Origin of the sequence: Pseudofrankia saprophytica (assembly GCF_000235425.2) — a bacterium.
Taxonomy (GTDB): Bacteria; Actinomycetota; Actinomycetes; order Frankiales; family Frankiaceae; genus Pseudofrankia; species Pseudofrankia saprophytica.
The window spans coordinates 821,101-841,084 of sequence record NZ_KI912267.1; the positions used below are offsets into that span (position 1 = coordinate 821,101).

The following is a 19,984-nucleotide window of genomic DNA, read 5'->3' on the forward strand; positions in this document are numbered from 1 at the left end:
ACGGATGACTGACGCGGGCATCGACGCGGCCTCGGGAGCGGGCGGCGGTAGCCCCGCGGGACGTGTGCGCGCCCTGATCCTCTGGGTCGTCGCGCTGATCGCGCTGGTGATCGCCGTCGGTGGGGCGGTGGGGGCGGGTGGAGCGGTCGGCGACGCGGCCATGGACGCGCTGCCCGGCGTCGCGTTGCTGTTCAGCGTGGTGCACGGTTCGCTGTGGGTGGGCTGGCGTGGTGTCGGCACGTACTTTCTGATCAGCTATGTCGTGGCGTTCGCCTTGGAGGCGAGCAGCGTCGCGTCCGGGTTCCCCTTCGGGCACTACGAGCACTTCACCGGCGGGCCGCGCCTTCTCGATATTCCACTCGTGGTGCCGTCGGCCTATTTCGCCTATGGCTGGATCGCGTGGGTGCTGGCCTGCGTCATCGTGCGCGGCGACCCACATCGGCCGGCGGGCGCCGAGCGCCTCACCACGCCGCTCGTCGCGACGGTGATCCTCACCGGCTGGGACTTCACGTTCGACGCGGTGTTCGCCACGGTGAGGTCCCAGTACCGGTACGACGATCCCGGTGGCTACTTCGGAGTGCCCGTCTCGAACTTCCTCGGGTGGCTCCTCACCGGCTGGATCATCTCCCAGGTCTTCGCGCTCGTCGAACCGAGGGTTTCCGCGGCGGCACCGCCGGCCGGCCGAGCCTGCCGGGTGCTCCCGAGCGTGGTGTGGGCGCTGCCCGTCCTTCCGCTGCTCGGGTTGTGCCTGTCCCGGCCTCCCGGCGAGGTGACGGTGGGTGGCCGGACCTTCGTGATCGCCGACATCTACGGGTCCGCGTTCGTGACGGGCCTGATGACATTGGGATTCACCGCCACCCTGGCCCTGGTCAGAGCGACCGCCACCGCCAGAGCGACCGCCACCGTCAGAGCGACCGCCGCGATCAGCCGAAGGTGAAGGAGTAGGCGGTCAGGCCCGGCGACAGGGTGACCGTCACGGTGTCATTCCGCGGCGACGGGTTCTCGACCAGCGTGTAGATGTTGGGTGCGCCCGAGACCTGGTGGGTGGTTGTCCTCCCGTCCACGGAGGTGGTGATCGTGCCGGTGCCGCCGACGTCGAGGTAGACGGCGCTGGCGAAGAAGCTCAGCTTGATGCCGGCGTCCTTCTCGGCGGTGATGGATTCCTCGTCGACGGTCCAGGTGCCCGTGAGCGCGAACATGTCGTCGGGGACGGCCCCCGGGTAGGTGAAGGTTCTGGAACCTGAGCCCAGTGGATCCTGGACGCCGTTGTTCGCCCGTGCCGTACCGAGGTAGGTCTCGGGCGTCTGGTGCGGATTGTCGGGTGTGGTGTCGGCGACCTCGGTGCCGGTTGGCAGGGCGACTCCGGGGTGGGCGGCGGTGAGGAGCTGGCGGATCAGCGACTCGGTGGTGGAGTAATCCCCCTCCCCGATCGCGACGTGCCGCACCTGACCGGTCGCGTCGATGAGGTACTCGGCGGGCCAGGCATTGTTGCCGAAGTTGTTCCAGGTCGTGTAGTCGTTGTCCAACGCGACCGGATAGGTGATGTGCAGTCTCCTCGCACCGGCGGCCACATTCGCCCCGACCTGCTCGAAGGCGTACTCCGGGGTGTGTACGCCGATCACCACCAGGCCGTCCTTCTGGTAGTCGGAATACCAGGACTGGACGTGGGAGATCGCACGCTGGCAGTTGATGCAGGAGTATGCCCAGAAGTCGACCAGAACCACCTTGCCGGCCAGATCGCTCGCGTTCACCGGCGCACCGGCCGGGGTGTTCAGCCATTGCTGGATTCCGGCGATCTCCGGTGCCTTGCCGCAGTCCTGCAGGGTCGGCTCCGGACTGCGCGCACAGACCGCCAGCCCCTCGGACTGGCCGGACCCGAGCAGCCCCGAGGCGCCGGAGCCGCCGAGATCATCGTTCAGGCTGGCCGTGTAGTCGGGGACCGTTCGCTGCAACGCGTCGGTGACGTTGAACGTCAGCGCCACCGCCAGCGCGATCATCACCGCGCCGGCGGCGATCCGGATGCCGCGTTCGCGGTCCCGGAAGGCACGGACGCGCTCGGCGACCCCGCGGCCGGCCAGCGCGAACCCGAGCAGCGGCAACGCGGTCCCGCAGGCGAAGGCCACGGTGAGCGCCACCGTGCGCACCCCGATCATGCCGGTGGCGCCGGCGACGGTGATCGCCGCGAGCACCGGGCCGGCGCACGGCACGTAGACGGCCCCGAGCGCCAGGCCGAGGGCGAACCCGCCGCGCTCGCCGGTGACCTGGCGTTGACCGATCCGGGAGAACGGCCGTTCGAGCAGGTGCTGCACGGTCGGGAACATCATGGCGACGCCGAGCAGGATGAGGGCGACGAGCCCGGCCCAGCGCACGATGTCCTTCGGAAGGGGCAGGGCGCTGAGCACCAGCGTTCCCAGGAGCGTGAAGGCGCTGAAACTGAGAGCGAGCCCGGCGACCACGAAGTAGGGCCGTCGGCTCGCGCGCCGCGCGGCCCTGTCCGGCTCTTCCGCCGTGGTCTCTTCCGCCGCGGTAACGGGTTGCCCGGGTCGTGTGCCCTGGACGCCGCCGGCGAGGAAGACCACCGGCAGGACGGGCAGGACGCAGGGCGAGATGCCGGTGATGATCCCGCCGACGACCCCGATCAGAACGAGCGTGATCAGCGCAGACCTCCCACCCGGCAGCCTGCCCGCGAGACCCCGCGGCGACGTCCTCGCCGCGTCGCGATGCTAGATCCCGACTCTGAGCACGACGTTAAGCCCGCCGCGTCAGGTCCTGGTCTGGGGTGGGCCATCGCCAGGCGGGCCCGCCTGGTGTTCCACGCCTGGCTCGATCAGCTCGACGCGGCGCCACCGCGGGCGTTGTAGACGATGACGTCGTCGCGGTTGCCATAGTCCGCGAAGACCTCCAGGGCCTCGTCGCGCAGGATGCCGGAACGCACGGTGATGCCGCGGTCGGCGAACTGCTGGGCCCAGTCGTCGCGCATGGGTCCCTCGTCGAAGCCGGTGAGCTGCTCGATCTCGTCGCCCTCGCCGGCGATGGTGAGGAGCTGGACGCCGGACCACATGGTGGCGCCGTAGCACATGACGCAGGGACGCCAGTTGACGACGAGCTCGACCGGGGAGCCGACGGCGCTGAGGTCCCAGAGCCCGAGCCTGGTCTGCGCGAAGGAGAGGGCGACGACCTCGGCGTGCATCGTGGACAGGCCGGTGGCCAGGACGAGGTTCACCCCGGCGGCGTAGATCTCGCCGGTGCCGGGGTTGGCGACGACGGCCGCGAACGGGCCGCCGTGGCCTTCCTGGTGGTTGCGGGCCGCGAGACGGTGCACGAGGTGCATCCGCTCCTCGACGTCGGGGAGCACGCCACCGGTCGCCCGGACCTCCTCGTCGACCCAGGCGGGCAGGGCGACATCGAGCGCGGTGGCGGCGCGGCTGGTGGGCGACGCGGGGGTGGGGTTCATCCGGGGGGCTTCCTATTCAGGCGGTTTAAGCATTTCAGGCGGTTCAGGCGGTTCAGGCGGTGAAGAAGTGGCTCAGGCCAAGTGCGCGCAGGCCGCGCCTATAGGCGACCGAGCTGCGGTCGGCGGCGATGTTGACCTCGATGCGGGGGTCGAGCGGGAGGTTCTCGGGCCGCTGCGCCTCGACGATGGCCCGGTCCTCCTCGAAGATCCGCAGATTGAAGTCGTAGATCTCCTGGTCGGGCTGGTGGATGTTGAAGTTCTTCGCGATCGGGGCGAACATCCTGGTCTGCCGGGCGGAGACGGGCGACGCGGCGTTCATGATCACGAGGCGGCCCTCGCCCGGAAAATGCACGACGAGCGTGCCGGTGAACGGCAGGTGCGCCTCGAAGTGACGCAGCCAGCGGAAATCGGGATCGCCCTGCGGGCCGCCGCGCGGGTAGTTCCCGACAGTGCTCCAGTAGTCGGCGGTGAAGCCGCTCTCGGTCGGGGTGAGCGAGTAGTCGGGCACCTCGCTGTTGTTCGGGTCCGCGAAAGTCGCGGTGTGCACGAACGCGAAGTGCGCGACGTCCAGGAAGCCCTCCAGCTGGCGGCCGGCGAACGCGGCGACCTCGAAGGCGGGGCAGGTCACCTGCTGGAAGCCGGGCTCGTCCCAGTGCGGCATCCGCGGGATGGCCGCCGCCGAACCGTCGGGAGCCGAACCGCCGGGAGCGAGCTCCTGGCCCGGGCGTAGGCAGGTCCAGACCAGCCCGTACCGCTCGACGGCGGGGTAGGTCAGCAGGGTCATCCGAGCGGGAATCTTCGCGGCCGGTTGCGCCGGGATGGCGACGCAACGTCCCGACTCGCCGAACCGCAGCCCGTGGTAGGCGCAGGCGATGGTCTCGCCGTTGCCGGTGCCCAGAGTCAGCGGGACGCCGCGGTGGGGACAGATGTCGCGGGCGACGACGACCGCGTCGCCGGCGCGGTAGACGACGAGCCGCTCATCGAGCAGCCGGGCGGCGACCGGCTGGTCGCGGACCTCGCGGGACAGCGCGACCGGGTACCAGTGCCGGGCGAGGATCGCCCAGTCGTCCGGGTCGAAGGAGCAGTCGGTAGGAAGCGCCGCCGGAGCGGCGAGCGCGGCGGGTGTGTCAGCCATCGGAATCCTCGGAAGGGTTCGGAAGGGTCGGGATCGCGCGCAACGGAGGCACGCGACAAAGGACTGGCGGGCTTTCTTCGGATGCGGCCCGACGAGGCGCCGGCCGTGGGGGTCCGCCCGCAGGGCAGGGGTCCAGCCGCAGGGCTCAGCCGTCCAAAGGGCCTGGGGACGGATGTCTTGGGCGCGGACGCCGCGGGCGTCAGGCGCCGTGCGCGATCCGGCCGCGGGTCCAGGCATGCCGGTGGACCTGGCGGCGCACGTCGACACGACGGTCCTGCCTCATCCGGCACACCTCCTTCCGCCCGTGTGGCCTCCCGACTATCCGCTGCCGCCGTTACGGGCCGATGGCGCCCGTCGAACAACGACGTGACTCCGGCGACCACCGGCGGCGGCCGGCCGTCCTGGTGGGGCAGGCTCGGGACCGCATCGCCCGGGCCGTCGGGCCGACGGGATATGCCGGCGAAGGACAGATTCCCGACCCGGCGCCGTCGATCCGCCGTCTCCGTCTACTGTGTCCACTGCGTGGTCAAGCAGGGCGCCGAGGGGGGTGGGCGTGTCGTCTTCCGTGTTGGCCATCACGCTCATCGTGGTGCTTATCGTCGGCGCTGTCGTCTTCGTCGTGCTGTCGTCCCGCTCTGGCCGCGCAGCCAAAGAATTCCGCGTGCCCCGCGGTCCCCGAGCCGGCCAGTGGTCTAGGGAACTGACCGATGACGCGGAGACCGGACTGGCGCCGGGTTTCCGTCCGCGTTTCACGCCCAGGTATCCGACAAACGAAGATCAGTGGGCCGATAACTTTCCCAGCGGATTTGACGCCGGTGTCACCGGTCCCGATGTGAACCGTGAGACAGAGGAGATAGCACCCCCGACGTCCCTCGCGGAGCATCCGCTTCGCCCGAATACTCCAGGGCAGGTCGTCCGCCCAGGCCGGTCGGAGCCGGCCGGAGATCCGGATCTCGCGCCGTCCGGACCTCCAATTCCTGGCTCATCCGGGTTGATCGCCGCGAGCCACGGGCGGGCCGGGCCGGCGTCGCTCCCGCCGCTCGAATCGTACGAACCCCGACAGCTGGGCGTATACCGAATTCTTGGACGCCTCGGCCAGGGCGGGTATGGAAACGTCTATCTTGGCGTGGATCCCGCCGGGCGAAAGGTGGCAATCAAAACCATCAGGGCCGAGTTCGCCGCGGCGGGTGACTACCGGGAGAGGTTCCGGAGGGAAGCTCTCGCGGCGAGCCGTGTCGCACGGCACTCGACCGCCGAGATCCTCGACTTCGACGGCCAAGGGCCGCTGCCATATCTGGTGACGGAGTACATCGAGGGCCCGACGCTGTCGGCGTGGGTGCGCGGCAACGGCCCCCTGCACGGTTCGACGCTGGAGCAGCTCGCCGTGGCGGTGGCCTCGGCTCTTGCCGCGATCCACCAGGCGGGCATCATCCACCGCGACCTCAAGCCCCAGAATGTCCTGATGTCGCATACCGGGCCCAGGGTGGTCGATTTCGGCATCGCCCGGGCGACGGACGCCAGCGAGGTGTTCAGCCGCGGCACGACGACGGTGGGCACTCCGGGTTTCATGGCACCCGAGCAGTTCCGGGGCCAGCCACCCGCGAGCCCGAAGACCGACATCTTCGCCTGGGGCGCGCTCGTCGCCTTCGCCGGCACGGGTGCTCCGCCGTTCGGTGGCGGCGACATCGCGACCATCATGTACCGGACGCTCGACGCCGAACCGGTGCTGGAGGGACTGGACGCAGCGCTGAGCCACCTCGTCCGGCGGGCGCTCGCCAAGGACCCGGCCGCTCGTCCCGACGTTTCCATGGTGCTGGAGCACCTGAACAAACGACGCGGCTGACCGGCGATCTTCCAGCGGCATATGGCGCCGGGAAGATCTTCCACCACTCACCCTCGATCAGTACTGAGGGCCGAGGCGCCGGATCAGGAGATGCCCACGGCGCACTCGCGCGTGAAACCGCGCTGATACCGCCGTAATCCGGCCAGGCCGCACGCTTCGCCGCATGTCACCTCACAGCTTCGCGCCGGCCATCTCGGCGACCGGGCTGCGCAAGGCGTTCGGCGAACAGGTCGTGCTGGCCGGCATCGACCTGGACGTGCAAGCCGGAACGATCTTCGCGCTGCTGGGACCGAACGGCGCCGGCAAGACGACCGCCGTACGGATCCTGTCGACCCTGATCCGCCCGGACGCCGGGCGGGTGTCCGTCGCCGGGCACGATCTGGCGACGGAACCGGACGCCATCCGCGCCGCCATCGGCGTCACCGGCCAGTTCTCCGCGGTGGACGGCCTCCTCACCGGTGAGGAGAACCTGATCCTGATGGCGGACCTGCACCATCTGGGCCGCCGCGAGGGCCGGCGCCGGGCGGCCGAGCTGCTCGGCCGGTTCGACCTCACCGGCGCGGCTCGCAAGACGGCGGCCACCTACTCGGGCGGGATGCGCCGTCGGCTCGACCTCGCGATGAGCCTGGTCGGCGACCCGTCGGTGCTCTTCCTGGACGAGCCGACCACCGGCCTCGACCCCAGCGGCCGGCGCACCGTCTGGGAGATCGTTCGAGACCTCTCGTCGACCGGGGTCACGGTCTTCCTCACCACCCAGTACCTGGAGGAGGCCGACCAGCTCGCCGACCGGATCGCCCTGCTCGACCACGGCCGGCTCGTCGCCGACGGGACCGCGGCCGAGCTCAAGCGACTCGTTCCCGGCGGGCATGTCCTCCTGCGGTTCGCGGACGGCGCCAGCCTGGGCGAGGCGGCCGAGCTGCTCGGCGCCGCGGAGCGGCGAGACGATCGCGAGCTCACGTTGCAGGTCCCGAGCGACGGCGGCGTCCGCTCCCTGAAGGCGCTGCTGGACCAGCTCGACGGCGCCCGCGTCGACGTCACCGAACTGTCCGTCCACACCCCCGACCTCGACGACGTGTTCCTCGCCCTCACCGGCCGCACCGACTCCGCGAAGGTGGCGTCAGAATGACCAGCCCGGCCCTCGCCCTGACCGACTCGGCGACGATGCTGCGCCGCAACCTGCGACACCTGCTGCGCTACCCGAGCCTGCCGCTGTTCATGGCCGGGATTCCGATCATCTTCCTGTTGCTGTTCGTCTACGTCTTCGGCGGCACGCTGGGAGACGGACTCGCCGGTGCCACGCCGTCCGGCGGCGGCGGACGCACGGCGTACGTCAACTTCGTCGCGCCGGGGATTCTCCTGATGACCATCGCGACCGCCCCCCAGGGCACGGCGATCGCGGTCGCGATGGACATGACCGAGGGCATCGTCGCCCGCTTCCGCACGATGGCGATCTCCCGCGCCTCGGTGCTCACCGGCCACGTCGTCGGCAGCCTGATCCAGACGATGATCAGCCTGGTGATCGTGCTCGCCGCCGCGCTGCTGGTGGGCTTCCGGCCCGATGCCAGCGCGCTCGAGTGGCTCGCCGCGGCGGGCGTCCTGGCCATGATCGCCTTTGCGGTCACCTGGCTGTCGGTCGCTCTCGGCATGGTGCCGAAGACCGTCGAGGCCGCGAGCAACCTACCCATGCCGCTGACGCTGCTGCCGTTCCTGGGCAGCGGCTTCGTGCCGACCGACTCGCTGCCCGCCGGGCTGCGGGCCTTCGCCGAGTACCAGCCCTTCACCCCGTTCATCGACACGATCCGGGGACTGCTGACCGGCACGCCGATCGGCGACGCCGCGATCATCACGTCGGCCTGGTGCGCCGGCATCGCACTGGTCGGCTACCTGTGGGCGAGGAGGTTGTTCGACCGGGACCCCTCGAGCTGAGGCGACGCCCGCGGCCGGTCGAACGCATGCGCGGCGAGCACGGCGGCCAGAGCGGCCACGCGCAGCTCGGCGGGGCCCAGGTCGGCGTACGAGGTGACCGCGTCCTCGTACGCCGACCGGTCGGCCGCCAGCACCACGTCCCGGGCGGCGGCCAAGGACATGGTCGGCTGGAACTGCCGGAGATACCCGAAGCGCTCGGCCAACGCCACCAGCCGCGCTCCCGACCCGGCGGCCTCGGCGTCACCGTCGCGCCGGCCCCGGTCCAGCGTCACCATCGCCAGCGCCAACGCCAACGCCCCGCACAGCGGCGCGCCGGTGAGGTAGGACGGCTCGAAGCTTTCGGGGTGGGTCAGCAGGTCCGGCAGCAGCTGGACCACCTCGTCGGTGGCCTCCGGGAGAAGGCCAAGCTGGCCGTGGCGCGCGTGCGCGACCACGGCCACCGCCTTGATCTCCAATGCCCACGGGGACAGGCCCGGGTCGGCATGGACGCCGGGCAGGCTGGTGCTGTTCGCGGCGTCGACGGCGAGCCGCCAGGCCGCGAGCGCCGCGTCGATCTCACCGCGGGCGAACAGGAACTCGCCTCGCACCGCGTGGTCGAACGAGCGGTAGGCCGCCGTGTCGGCGTCGGGGGCCGCTCGTGCCCGCGCGGGCAGCAGGCAGCGCTCCGCGTCGTCGACGGCCCCGGCCTGCAGGTGGGCGAGCGCCATCGCCCGTCCGACCCCGAAGGCGTCCGCGAGGTCCTCGATGCCGTCGGGGATCCCCGACGCCGCCCGAAGATGGGACAGGGCCTCGTCGCCCCGGCCGGAGTTCATCGCCAGCTCGGCCAGCCGCCCGTGGGCCATCATGCGGGCCCAGGGCAGCTCACCGACCCGGACCAGCTGGAGCGCTCCCCGGCCGGCGTCCTCCGCGCCGGCCAGGTCACCGTCACGCTCCAGGACATAACTGAGGACGATCCGGGCGATCCCCGCGACGAGCGGCTCCGCGCTGGCGCACAGCGCGGCCAGCCCCGCGGCGTCCAGCCGTGGCGCTGCCCGCAGCACCGCCGCGGCGGCGCGGCCGACCGTGTCCGCCGGCGCGGCGGGCAGCCGGCGCAGCACGACGAGGGAGCGGACCGCGCACGGGCCGTGGAACGAGAACAGATAGGCGGTGGCCAACGCCGCCGCCGCCCGGGTGACCTCCACGAGCGCGGGCTCGGGCCGGTAGTGCGACAGCAGCCAGGAGGTGTCGTCGATCAGCGCGGCGAGCGGCGTGTAGTTCGACTCGATCGTCCACAGCGCCGCGAGCACGCCCGCCGTCGCGGCGACCGTGGCCCCGTCGCCTGCCGCCAGCCCCAGGCGCAGCGCCCGCAGCAGGTTGTCCTGCTCGTCCCGGATCCGTCCGACGGCCGGCGCCGGCTCCGCGCCGAACGGGTCGGCATGGTGCGCGACCCCGAAGGCGCGGGCCCAGGCCAGGAACTCCGCGACCACCCGCTCGGTCTCCCCCGCGGCGTTCCGCCTGGCCTCGCCGAACTCCCGCACCGTCTCCAGCATGCGGAACCGGGTGCCCGACGGCGCGTCGTCGACCTTCAGCAGGGACTGGTCGACGAGGTGCTCCACCACGGCCGGGACCGCGTCGCCGCCCTCGCTCTCGCCGAGCAGGCGGGCCGCCGTCTCGGCCGTGAACCCGCCGGGGAAGACCGACAGCGTGCGCATCGCCGCCCGGGCGGGCGGTTCGAGCAGGTTCCAGCTCCACTCGACCACCGCCGAGAGGGTGTGGTGGCGCTCGGGCGCGTCCCGGGCCGTCCCGCGCAGCAACGCGAACCGGTCGTCGAGCCGGCGGCTGATCTCGGCGACGGACATGACGCGGACCCGGGCGGCGGCCAGCTCGACGGCGAGCGGCAGCCCGTCCAGGCGGCGGCACAGCTCCTCGACCGCCGCGGTCGACAGGTCGAGCCCGGGACGGGCGGCCCGGGCGCGCTGGCCGAACAGCTCGGCCGAGGTCGCCGGGTCCAGCTCGGGCAGCGGGTAGACCGACTCCGAGGACAGGCCCAGCGGCGCCCGGCTCGTGGTGAGCACCCGCAGGTTGGGGCTCGCGGAGACCAGCGCCCGCGCCAGGTCGGCGACTCCGGCGACGACGTGCTCGCAGTTGTCCAGGACGAGCAGCACGGTGCCGGAGCCGAGGGCGCGTGCGATCGCCGCCGCGGTGCCCGCCGGACCGACGGCGGCGGCGGTGGCGGTGGAGCTGCCGGCGGTGGCGGTGGAGCTGCCGGCGGTACCAGCGGTGCCGGAGCGGCCCGGCGACGTCCTGGGGTTCTCCGCGATGCCGAGAACGGAGGCGACCGCGGCGGCGACCTCGTCGTCGCCGCTGATCGCGGCCAGTTCGACGACGTGCACGACCCGCTGCTCGGCGAGGCGGCTCACGGCGTGCGCCAGGCGCGTCTTGCCCAGGCCGCCGGGGCCGACGATCGACGTCACCCGCGAGGTCGCGAGCAGGCGCGTCACCGCCCGCACGTCCGCGTCCCGGCCGAGCAGGGGGTTCGGCTCGTTGCGGACACCGCGCCGGACGGGGGGCGCGGCCTGCCCGAGCAGCTGGTCGTAGGCCGCGCGCAGCGCCGCGCCCGGGTCGACGCCGAGCTCCGCGCGCAGCGCGCGCCGGTGCTCCTCGTAGCGGGCCAGCGCCGCCGCCGGGCCCAGCACCGCCACCTCGCAGCGCAGCAGCTCCAGCAGCACCTCCTCGTCGCGCGGCCGGCGGCCGTACAGCTGCGCCAGCGGCCGGGCGGCGTCCGACAGACGGTCGAGCCGGGACAACGCCAGGGCGCGGGCGCGCGTGAGCGACCAGTACTCCGGTGCCCGCAGCGCCCGCAGCGCCGCCAACGGGTCATCCAGCCCGGCGTCGTCCTCCTCCGGAACCCCGTCCCACAGCGCGAGCCCCGCCTCCGCGTCGGCCAGCGCGGCGGCATGGTCGCCGGCGCGGGTATGACGTTCGCAGGCGGCGACGCGCAGCGGCACCACGGCCGCGTCCACCTGGTCGCTGCGTAACGTCAGGCAGTAGCCGGTGGGAGTGCGGACGACGGCCTCCGCGCCCAGTTGCCGCCGGGCCCGCGAGACCAGGATCTGCAACGCCTTGGCGGGGTTCTCCGGCGGTTCGTCCGGCCAGATCCCGTCCACGAGCCGGGCGAGGCCGCAGCCCGCCGCCAGGTCGCCGGCCAGCAACGCGAGCAGGCTGCGCAGCCGGCGGCCGCTGACCTCCCGATCACGGTAGGCAACCCGTGACAGCAGTGTCAGCTCGATGCTCACCCAGGCAGACTAACCCGGCCGCGGGAGCCCGACGATCACGATCCGGGCACCGGGAGAGCTGCCCGCAAAGCCGGCCTGTGACGAACCGAACAGATACGATTCCACCCTTCGGGTGATCGTCAGACGCGGCGGACAGAGCGCATGGGAGCGGGCGGGAGGTCACCTCGGACTCGGCGGAGCTGCTGGCCCCGGCCGACGACACGCGATTCCGAGACAGGAGCATGCTGATGTTAGGGCGCTCTCCCCAGCCCCAGCCGCGGGCAACCACCGGGGCAACCATCACCAGTCGGGAGAGGGTGCTGGCTCTCGCCCTCGTCACCGGCCTGACCGAGACGGGTGCGGGCGTCGGCGGCCAGCCGGAGATCAGAGTCAGCCTGCACGTCAGGGGATCGGACTTCTCGTTCGACACGGCGGCCCGGCTGCTTGCCGGCGAGGGCCGCAGAGCGAGTCTGGACGCCGGGAAGATCGTGGTGCTCGTCGATCCGGCCACGCACGCCGTTCAGATCGACTGGTCCCGCAGCGCGCTGGTGAACGGGCTCGTCCCCGCACGGTTCACCCTGGCCGAGGACGAGACGAGCTACGACCTCAGCGGGCAGACCGGGCCGCTGATGGAGATCCTCCAGCTTCTCTGGGCGGGCGGCGTCTCGCTGAACCGGGCGGTGGACGCCCACTGCGACCCGACCCTGCGCGAACGGCTCCAGGAGATAGTCCGCCGCACGGCCGCCGGGCAGCCGGGACCAGACCAGGCCGAGCCGACACCCGACGCCTGAGCGGGGCGCTCCCGCGAGGGTTGATGACGACGTGGACATTCACCGCGGAGGATCTCAAGGCGGCCCTCGACTACTCCGTCGGCCGGGTGGTGGTCGACTCGCATGACGAGCTGCGGCGGCTGGGCCGTCAAGCACCTCCCCGGCGTGCGCACCTTCGTCGCCGTCGACGGTGGCATGAGCGACAACCCGCGCCCGGCGCTCTACGGCGCCCGCTACACCATCGCGCTCATCGGCCGGCCGCACGCCGCGCCGGCCCGGCCGGTCACGGTGGTGGGACGCCACTGCGAGGCCGGCGACATCCTCGCCCGGGACGTGCCGCTGCCGGGCGACGTCCAGGCCGGCGACCTGCTCGCCGTCGCCTGCACCGGCGCCTACCACCACAGCCTCGCCTCGACCTACAACCTGGTCGGCCGGCCACCGCTGGTCGCCGTCGCCGACGGCGACGCCCGCCTCCTCGTCCGGCGGGAGACCGACGAGGACCTCCTGGCCAGGGAAGCCGGCCTCTGAGGCCCGCCCCCACTCTTCACCTGGCCGCCTGGCCGCCTGGCTGCCTGGCCGCCTGGCCGCCTGGCCGGGCGGCGTGGCCGATGAGCGCGGTGAGCGACGGGGTGAAGATGGGCACAGGTCTTGTCAGGACGACACAGGCCCTGTGGAGGTAGTCAGATGAGCTTCGACACGCAGAACGGCACCCGCGGCGCCCGGCAGCCTGGCAAGTGGGTCAATCTGCCGAACAAACTGATGGCGAAGAGGATCCGCAAGGGCGGCCAGGCGATGAACGCCGACGCCCTGGTCCTGACCACCGTCGGCCGCAGGACCGGCACCGCGCGCGAGACCCCGGTCGCGTGTTTCCCCGGCGGCGAGTTCAGCTGGTTCATCGTGGCGTCGGCCGCCGGCGCGGCCCGCAACCCGGCCTGGTACTACAACCTCGCCGCGCACCCAGACGAGGTCCAGGTCGAGACGGCCGGCCGCAAGGTGGCCGTGACCGCCGAGCAGCTCCACGGCAGGGCGCGCGACTCCGCGTGGCAGCAGATCACCGCCGCCTCCCCCCGCTTCGCCCAGTACCAGCAGAAGACCGACCGCGAGCTCCCGGTCATCCGCCTAATCCCCCGCGCGACCTGACCGCATCCGCCCTTCACCGGGCGCTCTGAGCCGTCTGTCGGATTGCTTACCTGGGGGGTTCTTTACCGTTCCCTTCTCGGCTTCCCTGCCTACACTCCAGCCACATTGCCGCGGCTGGGATCGCGCCCGTCCCGGCAGCCAGTCGGAGGGACCGGAGATCATGGCAGGAATGGGGCAGCCTGGGAGCCGTCGCGCCGAGACGGTGTGCTCTCTCGTCATCTTCGTCGGGTTGCAGACCATCGCGATCCTGTTCGTCGAGGACGGCGACAGCCTGTGGCAGGACGTCGTGGCCGCCCTCGTCGTCGCCGTGATCGCGCGTTCCGTGACGTGGCTGGCCTTCAGCCGTCGCCGGGCACGCCCGTAAGCGATCAGGGCTGACCTCGACCATCTATGTCGGACCGTGGCACCTCACCCAGCCAATAGGCCCACTCATCTGACACACACCGACAGCAGTGCCGCGAAGCGTGTCAGTTCAGGCTGTCCATGGGCTTGCCGAAATGCCACGATCCCATTTCGGAACCAGGGCTAGGTCGAGGGACACTCCAGACTGCCCGTGGCGCGACCCAGGCAGTCACACCAGCCGGCCGCGATGGGCCGTCAGCGGCCACCTCAGCCGTATCCTCTCGATTACTCCCCGTATACCATCGCTCTCGACGGCTCATGGCAGGACGAGGCGGATGGGTATGTGCCTGCCGCACTGGGCGCCACGCTGGGCGCCGCACTGGCGCTCGCCGGTGCCCTGACGCTGTGGTCGACGTCGCCGAGCGGTGGTCCGCCTGGCACGCCGTCGACAGCCTCCAGGTCGAGCGGACCCGTCGACGGCTCAGGCTTCTCGCCCTGCGGCGTCGCCGTCGGCAGCGGATTCGTCGGCAGCAGCAGGTCCAATGGCGACCGCCAGTCGGTCTGACGGCTGAACTCGGCCAGGGGACAGCCGGCCCCGGGCGCGTGACTGCGCCCGTGCGACATTTGTCGTCCGTCCACGCAACCATGCGCGACCGCTGTGGCCTCTTGTGGGGCGAGGAGGTCGGATGGATACCGAGGACGACGAATTCCGGGACTACTTCGTCCCGCGCCTACCTGGGCTTCTGCGCTTCGCCTACCTGTTGACCGGCGACTTCGGCGAGGCCGAGGACCTGACCCAGACCGCGCTCGCGCGCACGTTCCGGGTCTGGAAACGCGTGCGGTCGCATGACCGGCCCGACGCCTATGTGCGGCGGGTGATGGTGAACGCGAACGCCCGGCGGTTCCGTCGGCGGCGGCCACCACAGGTCCTCGTCGCCCAGCCGCCGGACCGCCCGGACCGCTCATCGGAGCTGGGGGCGGTGGAGGACCGCGCCGGCCTCGCCCAGGCGCTGGCCAGCCTGCCGCCGCGGCAACGCGCCGTGGTGGTCCTGCGCTACTGCGAGGACCTGGCCGACACCGAGGTCGCGAGTCTGTTGCGCTGCTCGGTCGGCACCGTGAAGAGCCAGGCATCGAGGGGCCTGGCGAAGCTGCGGGCCCACCCGGCCCTGATCGGCATTCGCCAACCATCACCGGGCGCGTTCGCCCCGCGACGGGTCACCACCACCAGGAAGGAGGCACAGTGAACAGCAGCTCGCGGCCGCGGCCGGAACGACAGGCTCTCGAAGACTGGTCTCGCGAGGAGGTCGCGGCCTGGGTCCGGACGACGGCCACCCAGGTCAGCGTCCGGCCACGCACCGCCACCTGGGCGGAGACCCGGGCGCGGATCGTCCGGGAACGGCGACGCCACGCGGTCCGACGCGCCGGGCTGATCGGCGCGGCGACGGTGGCGGTGATCGCCGTCGTCGCCGCCGTCCTGAGCGTCGGACCGCTGGATCAGCGAAACAAACCGGCCGCGGTGGTGCCCGCGGGCGGAGGGGGAACGACGCCGACACCGACGCCAGGACAGCAGCCAGCGGTACCCACCGAGGTACCCGGGGCGGCCGGGCAGCCACCGATCAAGATCCGGCTGGTGGACACTCCCCGAGCCGTGCCGCTGACCGAGGGCGACAAGGCGACCCTCAGCCAACGGTGCGGATTTCCGGGAGACACACCAGGCGACACTCGCCGGGTCCTCGGCGCGATTCAGGACAAGCAGGGAGCCGCTGCCCTGGTCGTGGCCGAGACCTTCATGACGCTGTGCACGATCCCCACCGGGGCGGACGGCCGCCTCGCTTTCGACCAGGCCACCGCCGAACTAGGGCAAGGCGCGAAACTCTACGAACAGTATCTACTCCCGCCCGATGGTCCGCTCACGTCGTTCAACTTCCAGGGCGGGGGCTGGTTGTACGACCGGTACGGTGCTGGGCGGGTGTCCCCGGACGTGGCGTTGCTGCTTGCCGTGTTCCCGACCGGTGAGAGCATCGTCGTCCCGATCCTCGACGACGGTGCCTTCCTCGCTCGGTTCAAGGTCGAGGGCGAGAACTTCCCCGCCTGGGACCAGCCCCTCGCGTTCTACGCCTTCGACGCCGCCGGGACGCTCGTCGACCAGCTGGCTGCGTGGAAGGATCCGACCGACATTCCTGAATATCCCTCCCCGGAACGCTCCAACGAGTTGCGTGAGGCGTGCCTCCAGGCGGCGAGCCGGGCTCCGAACCGGCCCGCGGATCTGTCGGACAAGGGTTATCCCACGGGTGCGCTGCTCCCCGCGGCTCCCGGCCACGACGGTTTCATTTTGGCCAACCTTGACAGAATTTCGATCAACTGTACCGGCCCCGTTGACGCGTCGGGATTCCCGATCCCCGAGAGACTGACATACCGCGCCTCCTCGACCGCCAGGCCGCCGGGATAGGGGTTCGGCTCCGCCGAGCCGGCCTTCCCGTCCCGCCGCCGGCTCGGGCAACTGCCCGAGCCGGCGGCGTGGTCTCCGCCCACCTCGCCAGTTCGTCCCCAGCCGGAATGGTCACGGCTCCAACCGGCACGACGCGGTGAACGGGAGCCGTGCCTATGGGAACAGCGGCGGACGGGAGGCCGGGCATGGGGGGCAGGATCCTGGTCGGGACCGCATCCTGGACGGACCCGACCCTGCTGGCGTCGGGATGGTGCCCGCCGGAGGTCACGACACCGGAGCAGCGGCTGCGCTACCACGCACGGCGGTTCCCGCTGGTCGAGGTGGACGCGACCTACTACGCGCCGCCGAGCGAGAGCACCGTACGCGCGTGGGCCGAGCGCAGCCCGCGGGAGTTCACCTTCGACATCAAGGCCTTCTCTCTGCTCACGCAGCATCCGACTCGGCCGGCGGCGCTCTACCCGGACCTGCGCGCCGCGGTTCCGGACGGCCGTAAGACCGTCTACGCCCGCGGCCTGCCCCCGGTGGCCGTGGACGAGGTGTGGGACCGTTTCCTCGCGGCGCTCGAGCCGTTGGCGAGCGCTGGCAAGCTGGGCTCGATCCTGTTCCAGTTCCGCGGTGGTTTCCCGTCGGCGCCGCGAACAAGAAATACATCCTGGAATGCCAGCGACGCTGCGCCCCACTGCCGATCTGCGTGGAGTTCCGGAACCGGACCTGGATGGAGGAGCGCAACCAACGCGAGACGCTCGACTTCCTGGCCTCCCACGCGCTGCCCTATGTCTGCGTCGACATGCCGCAGGGCTATCCCAGCTCGATACCGCCGGTCGCGGCCGCCACTGCCGACCTCTCGGTCGTGCGCTTCCACGGCCGGCGCGACACCTGGACCAGCAAGGACGTTCACGAGCGCTTCGGATATCTGTACGACGACCAGGAGCTGCGTGAGTGGGCGCCCAGGCTGCGCCACCTCGCCGAGGAGGCATCCACCACCCACGTCCTGATGAACAACTGCTACGCCGACTACGCACAGGTCAACGCGCGGCAGCTGGTCGACATGCTCAGCGCTGATACCGTCGCCGTGCCCGCCGAGGTGTAGAAGTCGGCAACGGGGACCGCCGCCGGATTCCGGTCCGAGTCCGAGTCAGCGTCAGCGTGGTGCGGCGTTCGCCCGCTCCGGTGGCCAGACGACCACCCGCCGCCCGTCCTGCCACTGCACCGTCAGTACCTGGTGCCCGAGCTGCCTTCCGGACTCGTCGACGCGAAACGGACCGAACAGCGTCGTGCACGTCAGCCGCCGTGCCTCGGCCCGCAGGGCGACGTCATCGGCCGAACCCGCCGAGCGCAGGCAGCGCAGGGCGACGAGTCCCGCGGCGAACGCCTGCGCGGCCGGGTACGGCGGTTCCACGCCGGCGCGCGCGCGATAGGCGGCGACGAACGACGCCGCGGTGGGCCCCTCGTCCGGTTCGGGCGCGGCTTCGGGCAGCCACTGCGCCGGGCCCACGAGGCCCTCCCGCGCGTCGCCCAGCTCGGCGAGCACCTCCCGCACCCCGGCCGCGACGAAACCGAGCACCCACAGCCCCGCGCGGTCCACCGTGCGCGCGAGCGCGAGCTCCTCGTCGAAGCGAGCCGCCACCAACAACGCGTCGGCTCGCGGCGGCGCGGCGGGCAGCACCGCCTCGCGGACTTCGAGGCCGTGCCGTTGCGCCCGTTCCGTCGCGCCGGCGGCGACGCCGCGGGCGAATCCGGTGGGGCCGTGCAGCACGCCGACCGTCCGGACACCGGGGAACCCACGGCGGATCATCTCCACCGTGCCGGCGAAGTACGTATCCGCGGCGGCGAGGATGCTCACCACGTTGGTCCGTGGCGGAACCTGGGCGCCCCCGTGGTTCCAGACCAGGCGGCGGGTGGTCGCGGTGACGTCGGCGGCCGGGCGGCTCCCGTACGGACCGAGGAACAGCTCCGGGCGAAGGTCCTCGGCGCGGCGGGCCGCCCGACGCACGTCCGGATGGGCGTCCACCACCTCGAGGGACACCCGGTCGGGCGCGACGAACTCCTGTGCCCACAGGGTGAGGGCGGTCGCGCCGGACCGGCCGTATTCCGCCAGGGGCCCGGACAGCGGCGTCACCAGTACCGCTCGCACCGTCGCCACCGGTCGAAGCCCTGTCGTCAGTGGTCGGTGGTCAGTGCTCGGCGGTCTGCATCCTTCGTCCGGACACCCAGCCGTGCCAGCTCGTCACCTCGATCCACGCGCTCACCCTCCCCCGGTCCCGGGCGGCGTACCGCTGGCCGGTGTAGTGCGTGGCGATCCGGTCGATGTCGACCAGGTCCGGATCGTCCTTCAGCTCCACCACCCGGCCCTGCAGGCTGACGTGCGTGTACCAGTCGTCTGCCTTGAGCACGGTGAGCGACACCCGGGGATCGGATCTCAGGTACTCGAGCCGCTTGCGACCTTCGTCCATGTTGACCAGTACCCGGCCGTTCTCCCACACGTACCAGGTGGCCACGGAGACTGGCTGGCCATCCGGCCGGATGGTCGTGATCACACACGGATTCGGTTCTGCCAACAGTTCGCTTACCTTCTCGGGCAACGGGGGCTTCGTCACGGCCAGATCCTCCCTCCGCGTCACCGACGCGCTCACGTCGCGGTGCGGCTTGGTTCTGCCCAGGGCCCGCCCATCGACACCGGGACTGGCGGGCCCGGCCTGGGCTGGCCGCTACCGGCCGGCCAGCGTCGTGACGGAGACGTCCCACAGCCGCGCGGCGGCCTCGGGGTCGAGGGCGTGGGGCGCGACGCCGTTGCGGGCGCTGAGCGCGCCGACCTCGGCCTCGTTGCAGTCCTCGAAGTAGCGTCCGCCGACGCCGTCGAGCAGGGGTGACGTCGCGACGAGGATCGACGTGGCGGCGCCCTGCTCGGGGGTCTTCCACTTCAGGTCGGCCCCGCCCGCGGCGGCACGCAGCCGCTCCAGGTCCTCCTCGGACACGTAGCGCTGCAGGTTGGTCCGGATGCCGCCAGGCATCAGCGCGTTGACGGTGATCCCGTCGCCGGCCCACCGCTTGCTGGCCTCGACGGCGAACAGCACGTTGGCGGTCTTGGACTGCCCGTAGGCGGACCACGGCTCGTACGCCCGGCTCTCGAAGTGGATGTCGTCGAAGACGACCGGCGAGCGGTGGTGCGCGCTCGAGCTGACCGACACGACCCGGGCGCCGCCCGGGGCCGTGAGCGCGCCGTGCAGCCCGGTGGCGAGGGCGAAGTGGCCCAGGTGGTTGGTGGCGAACTGCAGCTCCCAGCCTTCCGGTGTCCGCAGGAGCGGCGAGGCCATGATGCCGGCGTTGTTCACCAGGATGTCCAGCGGGCCGTCCCACTGGGCGACGAACGCGGCGACCGACGCCTGGTCGGCGAGGTCGAGGCGAGCCACGAGGACCTGCTTGTTGCCGGTGCTGGCGATGAGGTCGGCGGCGGTGCGGTCGCCCGCGTCGACGTCGCGAACGGCCAGGGTCACCTCCGCGCCGGCGCCGGCCAGCGCACGCGCCGTCTCGATGCCGATGCCCGAGGCGCCACCCGTGACGACGGCGCGACGGCCGGAGAGGTCGATGCCGTCGATCACCTCGGCGGCCGTCGACTCGGCGGTGAACGGGGTGATGATCCGATCGGTCATGACGCGCTCCCTCTCGATACT

Annotated in this window: 18 protein-coding genes and 1 pseudogene; 12 read left to right on the plus strand and 7 right to left on the minus strand. The window is 71.8% G+C overall.

The window, feature by feature from the left end; genetic code table 11:
• Nucleotides 1–4: 4 nt before the first annotated feature.
• Nucleotides 5–937 carry a carotenoid biosynthesis protein gene (locus tag FRCN3DRAFT_RS0237925; RefSeq protein ID WP_007510605.1) on the plus strand — a complete coding sequence of 311 codons (933 nt, stop codon included), beginning with the start codon at nt 5–7 and terminating at the stop codon, nt 935–937.
• On the opposite strand, the gene FRCN3DRAFT_RS0237930 is transcribed toward FRCN3DRAFT_RS0237925, so the two are convergent.
• From FRCN3DRAFT_RS0237930 to FRCN3DRAFT_RS0237940, 3 genes are all read right to left on the minus strand, one after another.
• Complete coding sequence (locus FRCN3DRAFT_RS0237930) at nt 924–2,678, minus strand: cytochrome c biogenesis protein CcdA (protein ID WP_342436361.1); 1,755 nt, start codon at nt 2,676–2,678, stop codon at nt 924–926. The two genes, FRCN3DRAFT_RS0237925 and FRCN3DRAFT_RS0237930, sit on opposite strands and share 14 nt — an antisense overlap.
• A 149-nt stretch (nt 2,679–2,827) precedes the next feature.
• Nucleotides 2,828–3,454, minus strand: coding sequence for a nucleoside deaminase (locus tag FRCN3DRAFT_RS0237935; protein ID WP_007510602.1), 627 nt, complete (start codon nt 3,452–3,454; stop codon nt 2,828–2,830).
• A 52-nt stretch (nt 3,455–3,506) separates the two neighbouring features.
• Nucleotides 3,507–4,589 carry an aromatic ring-hydroxylating oxygenase subunit alpha gene (locus FRCN3DRAFT_RS0237940; protein ID WP_007510600.1) on the minus strand — a complete coding sequence of 361 codons (1,083 nt, stop codon included), beginning with the start codon at nt 4,587–4,589 and terminating at the stop codon, nt 3,507–3,509.
• A gap of 832 nt (nt 4,590–5,421) precedes the next feature.
• On the opposite strand from FRCN3DRAFT_RS0237940, the gene FRCN3DRAFT_RS54565 reads away from it, so the two are divergent.
• From FRCN3DRAFT_RS54565 to FRCN3DRAFT_RS0237960, 3 genes are all read left to right on the plus strand, one after another.
• Entirely contained in the window at nt 5,422–6,432 is a 1,011-nt protein-coding gene (locus FRCN3DRAFT_RS54565; RefSeq protein WP_269799875.1) for a serine/threonine-protein kinase, read from the plus strand.
• Nucleotides 6,433–6,595: 163 nt separating this feature from the next.
• Complete coding sequence (locus FRCN3DRAFT_RS0237955) at nt 6,596–7,558, plus strand: daunorubicin resistance protein DrrA family ABC transporter ATP-binding protein (RefSeq protein ID WP_007510596.1); 963 nt, start codon at nt 6,596–6,598, stop codon at nt 7,556–7,558.
• Nucleotides 7,555–8,358: an ABC transporter permease gene (locus FRCN3DRAFT_RS0237960; protein ID WP_007510595.1), complete on the plus strand. Its 804-nt coding sequence runs from the start codon at nt 7,555–7,557 to the stop codon at nt 8,356–8,358. Before FRCN3DRAFT_RS0237955 ends, FRCN3DRAFT_RS0237960 begins: the two co-directional genes overlap by 4 nt.
• On the opposite strand, the gene FRCN3DRAFT_RS0237965 is transcribed toward FRCN3DRAFT_RS0237960, so the two are convergent.
• Entirely contained in the window at nt 8,313–11,633 is a 3,321-nt protein-coding gene (locus FRCN3DRAFT_RS0237965) for an ATP-binding protein (RefSeq protein WP_007510593.1), read from the minus strand. The genes FRCN3DRAFT_RS0237960 and FRCN3DRAFT_RS0237965 overlap by 46 nt on opposite strands.
• Nucleotides 11,634–11,860: 227 nt before the next feature.
• Here FRCN3DRAFT_RS0237965 and FRCN3DRAFT_RS48245 point away from each other — a divergent pair, with 227 nt between their 5' ends.
• The 8 genes and pseudogenes from FRCN3DRAFT_RS48245 (at nt 11,861) to FRCN3DRAFT_RS48250 (ending at nt 17,403) form a co-directional block, all read left to right on the plus strand.
• Nucleotides 11,861–12,403 carry a hypothetical protein gene (locus FRCN3DRAFT_RS48245; RefSeq protein WP_007510591.1) on the plus strand — a complete coding sequence of 181 codons (543 nt, stop codon included), beginning with the start codon at nt 11,861–11,863 and terminating at the stop codon, nt 12,401–12,403.
• A 102-nt stretch (nt 12,404–12,505) separates the two neighbouring features.
• Nucleotides 12,506–12,910 (plus strand): diaminopimelate decarboxylase family protein, encoded by a 405-nt coding sequence (locus tag FRCN3DRAFT_RS0237975; RefSeq protein WP_007510590.1) that lies wholly within the window; start codon nt 12,506–12,508, stop codon nt 12,908–12,910.
• Between the two features lie 156 nt (nt 12,911–13,066).
• The gene (locus tag FRCN3DRAFT_RS0237980) at nt 13,067–13,522 is read left to right on the plus strand and encodes a nitroreductase/quinone reductase family protein (protein ID WP_007510588.1); all 456 of its coding nucleotides are present in this window, start codon (nt 13,067–13,069) and stop codon (nt 13,520–13,522) included.
• A 169-nt stretch (nt 13,523–13,691) separates the two neighbouring features.
• Nucleotides 13,692–13,886: a hypothetical protein gene (locus FRCN3DRAFT_RS0237985; RefSeq protein ID WP_232794383.1), complete on the plus strand. Its 195-nt coding sequence runs from the start codon at nt 13,692–13,694 to the stop codon at nt 13,884–13,886.
• 321 nt (nt 13,887–14,207) lie between these two features.
• Complete coding sequence (locus FRCN3DRAFT_RS54570) at nt 14,208–14,429, plus strand: hypothetical protein (RefSeq protein WP_131803508.1); 222 nt, start codon at nt 14,208–14,210, stop codon at nt 14,427–14,429.
• Nucleotides 14,430–14,550: 121 nt separating this feature from the next.
• Nucleotides 14,551–15,108, plus strand: a complete 558-nt coding sequence (locus FRCN3DRAFT_RS0237995) for a SigE family RNA polymerase sigma factor (RefSeq protein ID WP_007510582.1) — start codon at nt 14,551–14,553, stop codon at nt 15,106–15,108.
• Nucleotides 15,105–16,313 (plus strand): hypothetical protein, encoded by a 1,209-nt coding sequence (locus FRCN3DRAFT_RS0238000; protein ID WP_007510580.1) that lies wholly within the window; start codon nt 15,105–15,107, stop codon nt 16,311–16,313. The genes FRCN3DRAFT_RS0237995 and FRCN3DRAFT_RS0238000 overlap by 4 nt, the downstream gene beginning before the upstream one ends.
• A gap of 185 nt (nt 16,314–16,498) precedes the next feature.
• Nucleotides 16,499–17,403, plus strand: a pseudogene (locus tag FRCN3DRAFT_RS48250) (DUF72 domain-containing protein).
• Nucleotides 17,404–17,454: 51 nt separating this feature from the next.
• On the opposite strand, the gene FRCN3DRAFT_RS0238010 reads toward FRCN3DRAFT_RS48250, so the two are convergent.
• The 3 genes from FRCN3DRAFT_RS0238010 to FRCN3DRAFT_RS0238020 form a co-directional block, all read right to left on the minus strand.
• Nucleotides 17,455–18,447 carry an ABC transporter substrate-binding protein gene (locus FRCN3DRAFT_RS0238010; protein ID WP_198536208.1) on the minus strand — a complete coding sequence of 331 codons (993 nt, stop codon included), beginning with the start codon at nt 18,445–18,447 and terminating at the stop codon, nt 17,455–17,457.
• Between the two features lie 40 nt (nt 18,448–18,487).
• The gene (locus FRCN3DRAFT_RS0238015; RefSeq protein ID WP_342436067.1) at nt 18,488–18,946 is read right to left on the minus strand and encodes a PPOX class F420-dependent oxidoreductase; all 459 of its coding nucleotides are present in this window, start codon (nt 18,944–18,946) and stop codon (nt 18,488–18,490) included.
• 75 nt (nt 18,947–19,021) lie between these two features.
• Nucleotides 19,022–19,963: an SDR family NAD(P)-dependent oxidoreductase gene (locus FRCN3DRAFT_RS0238020; protein ID WP_007510572.1), complete on the minus strand. Its 942-nt coding sequence runs from the start codon at nt 19,961–19,963 to the stop codon at nt 19,022–19,024.
• Between the last annotated feature and the right edge of the window lie 21 nt (nt 19,964–19,984).

Bases quoted from the DNA above. Each gene is read 5' to 3' on its own strand.
- FRCN3DRAFT_RS0237925 (WP_007510605.1), top strand. From the start codon at position 5: ATGACTGACGCGGGCATCGACGCGGCCTCGGGAGCGGGCGGCGGTAGC.
- FRCN3DRAFT_RS0237935 (WP_007510602.1), bottom strand. From the start codon at position 3,454: ATGAACCCCACCCCCGCGTCGCCCACCAGCCGCGCCGCCACCGCGCTC.
- FRCN3DRAFT_RS0237940 (WP_007510600.1), bottom strand. From the start codon at position 4,589: ATGGCTGACACACCCGCCGCGCTCGCCGCTCCGGCGGCGCTTCCTACC.
- FRCN3DRAFT_RS0237955 (WP_007510596.1), top strand. From the start codon at position 6,596: ATGTCACCTCACAGCTTCGCGCCGGCCATCTCGGCGACCGGGCTGCGC.
- FRCN3DRAFT_RS0237960 (WP_007510595.1), top strand. From the start codon at position 7,555: ATGACCAGCCCGGCCCTCGCCCTGACCGACTCGGCGACGATGCTGCGC.
- FRCN3DRAFT_RS48245 (WP_007510591.1), top strand. From the start codon at position 11,861: ATGTTAGGGCGCTCTCCCCAGCCCCAGCCGCGGGCAACCACCGGGGCA.
- FRCN3DRAFT_RS0237975 (WP_007510590.1), top strand. From the start codon at position 12,506: ATGACGAGCTGCGGCGGCTGGGCCGTCAAGCACCTCCCCGGCGTGCGC.
- FRCN3DRAFT_RS0237980 (WP_007510588.1), top strand. From the start codon at position 13,067: ATGAGCTTCGACACGCAGAACGGCACCCGCGGCGCCCGGCAGCCTGGC.
- FRCN3DRAFT_RS0237985 (WP_232794383.1), top strand. From the start codon at position 13,692: ATGGGGCAGCCTGGGAGCCGTCGCGCCGAGACGGTGTGCTCTCTCGTC.
- FRCN3DRAFT_RS0237995 (WP_007510582.1), top strand. From the start codon at position 14,551: ATGGATACCGAGGACGACGAATTCCGGGACTACTTCGTCCCGCGCCTA.
- FRCN3DRAFT_RS0238020 (WP_007510572.1), bottom strand. From the start codon at position 19,963: ATGACCGATCGGATCATCACCCCGTTCACCGCCGAGTCGACGGCCGCC.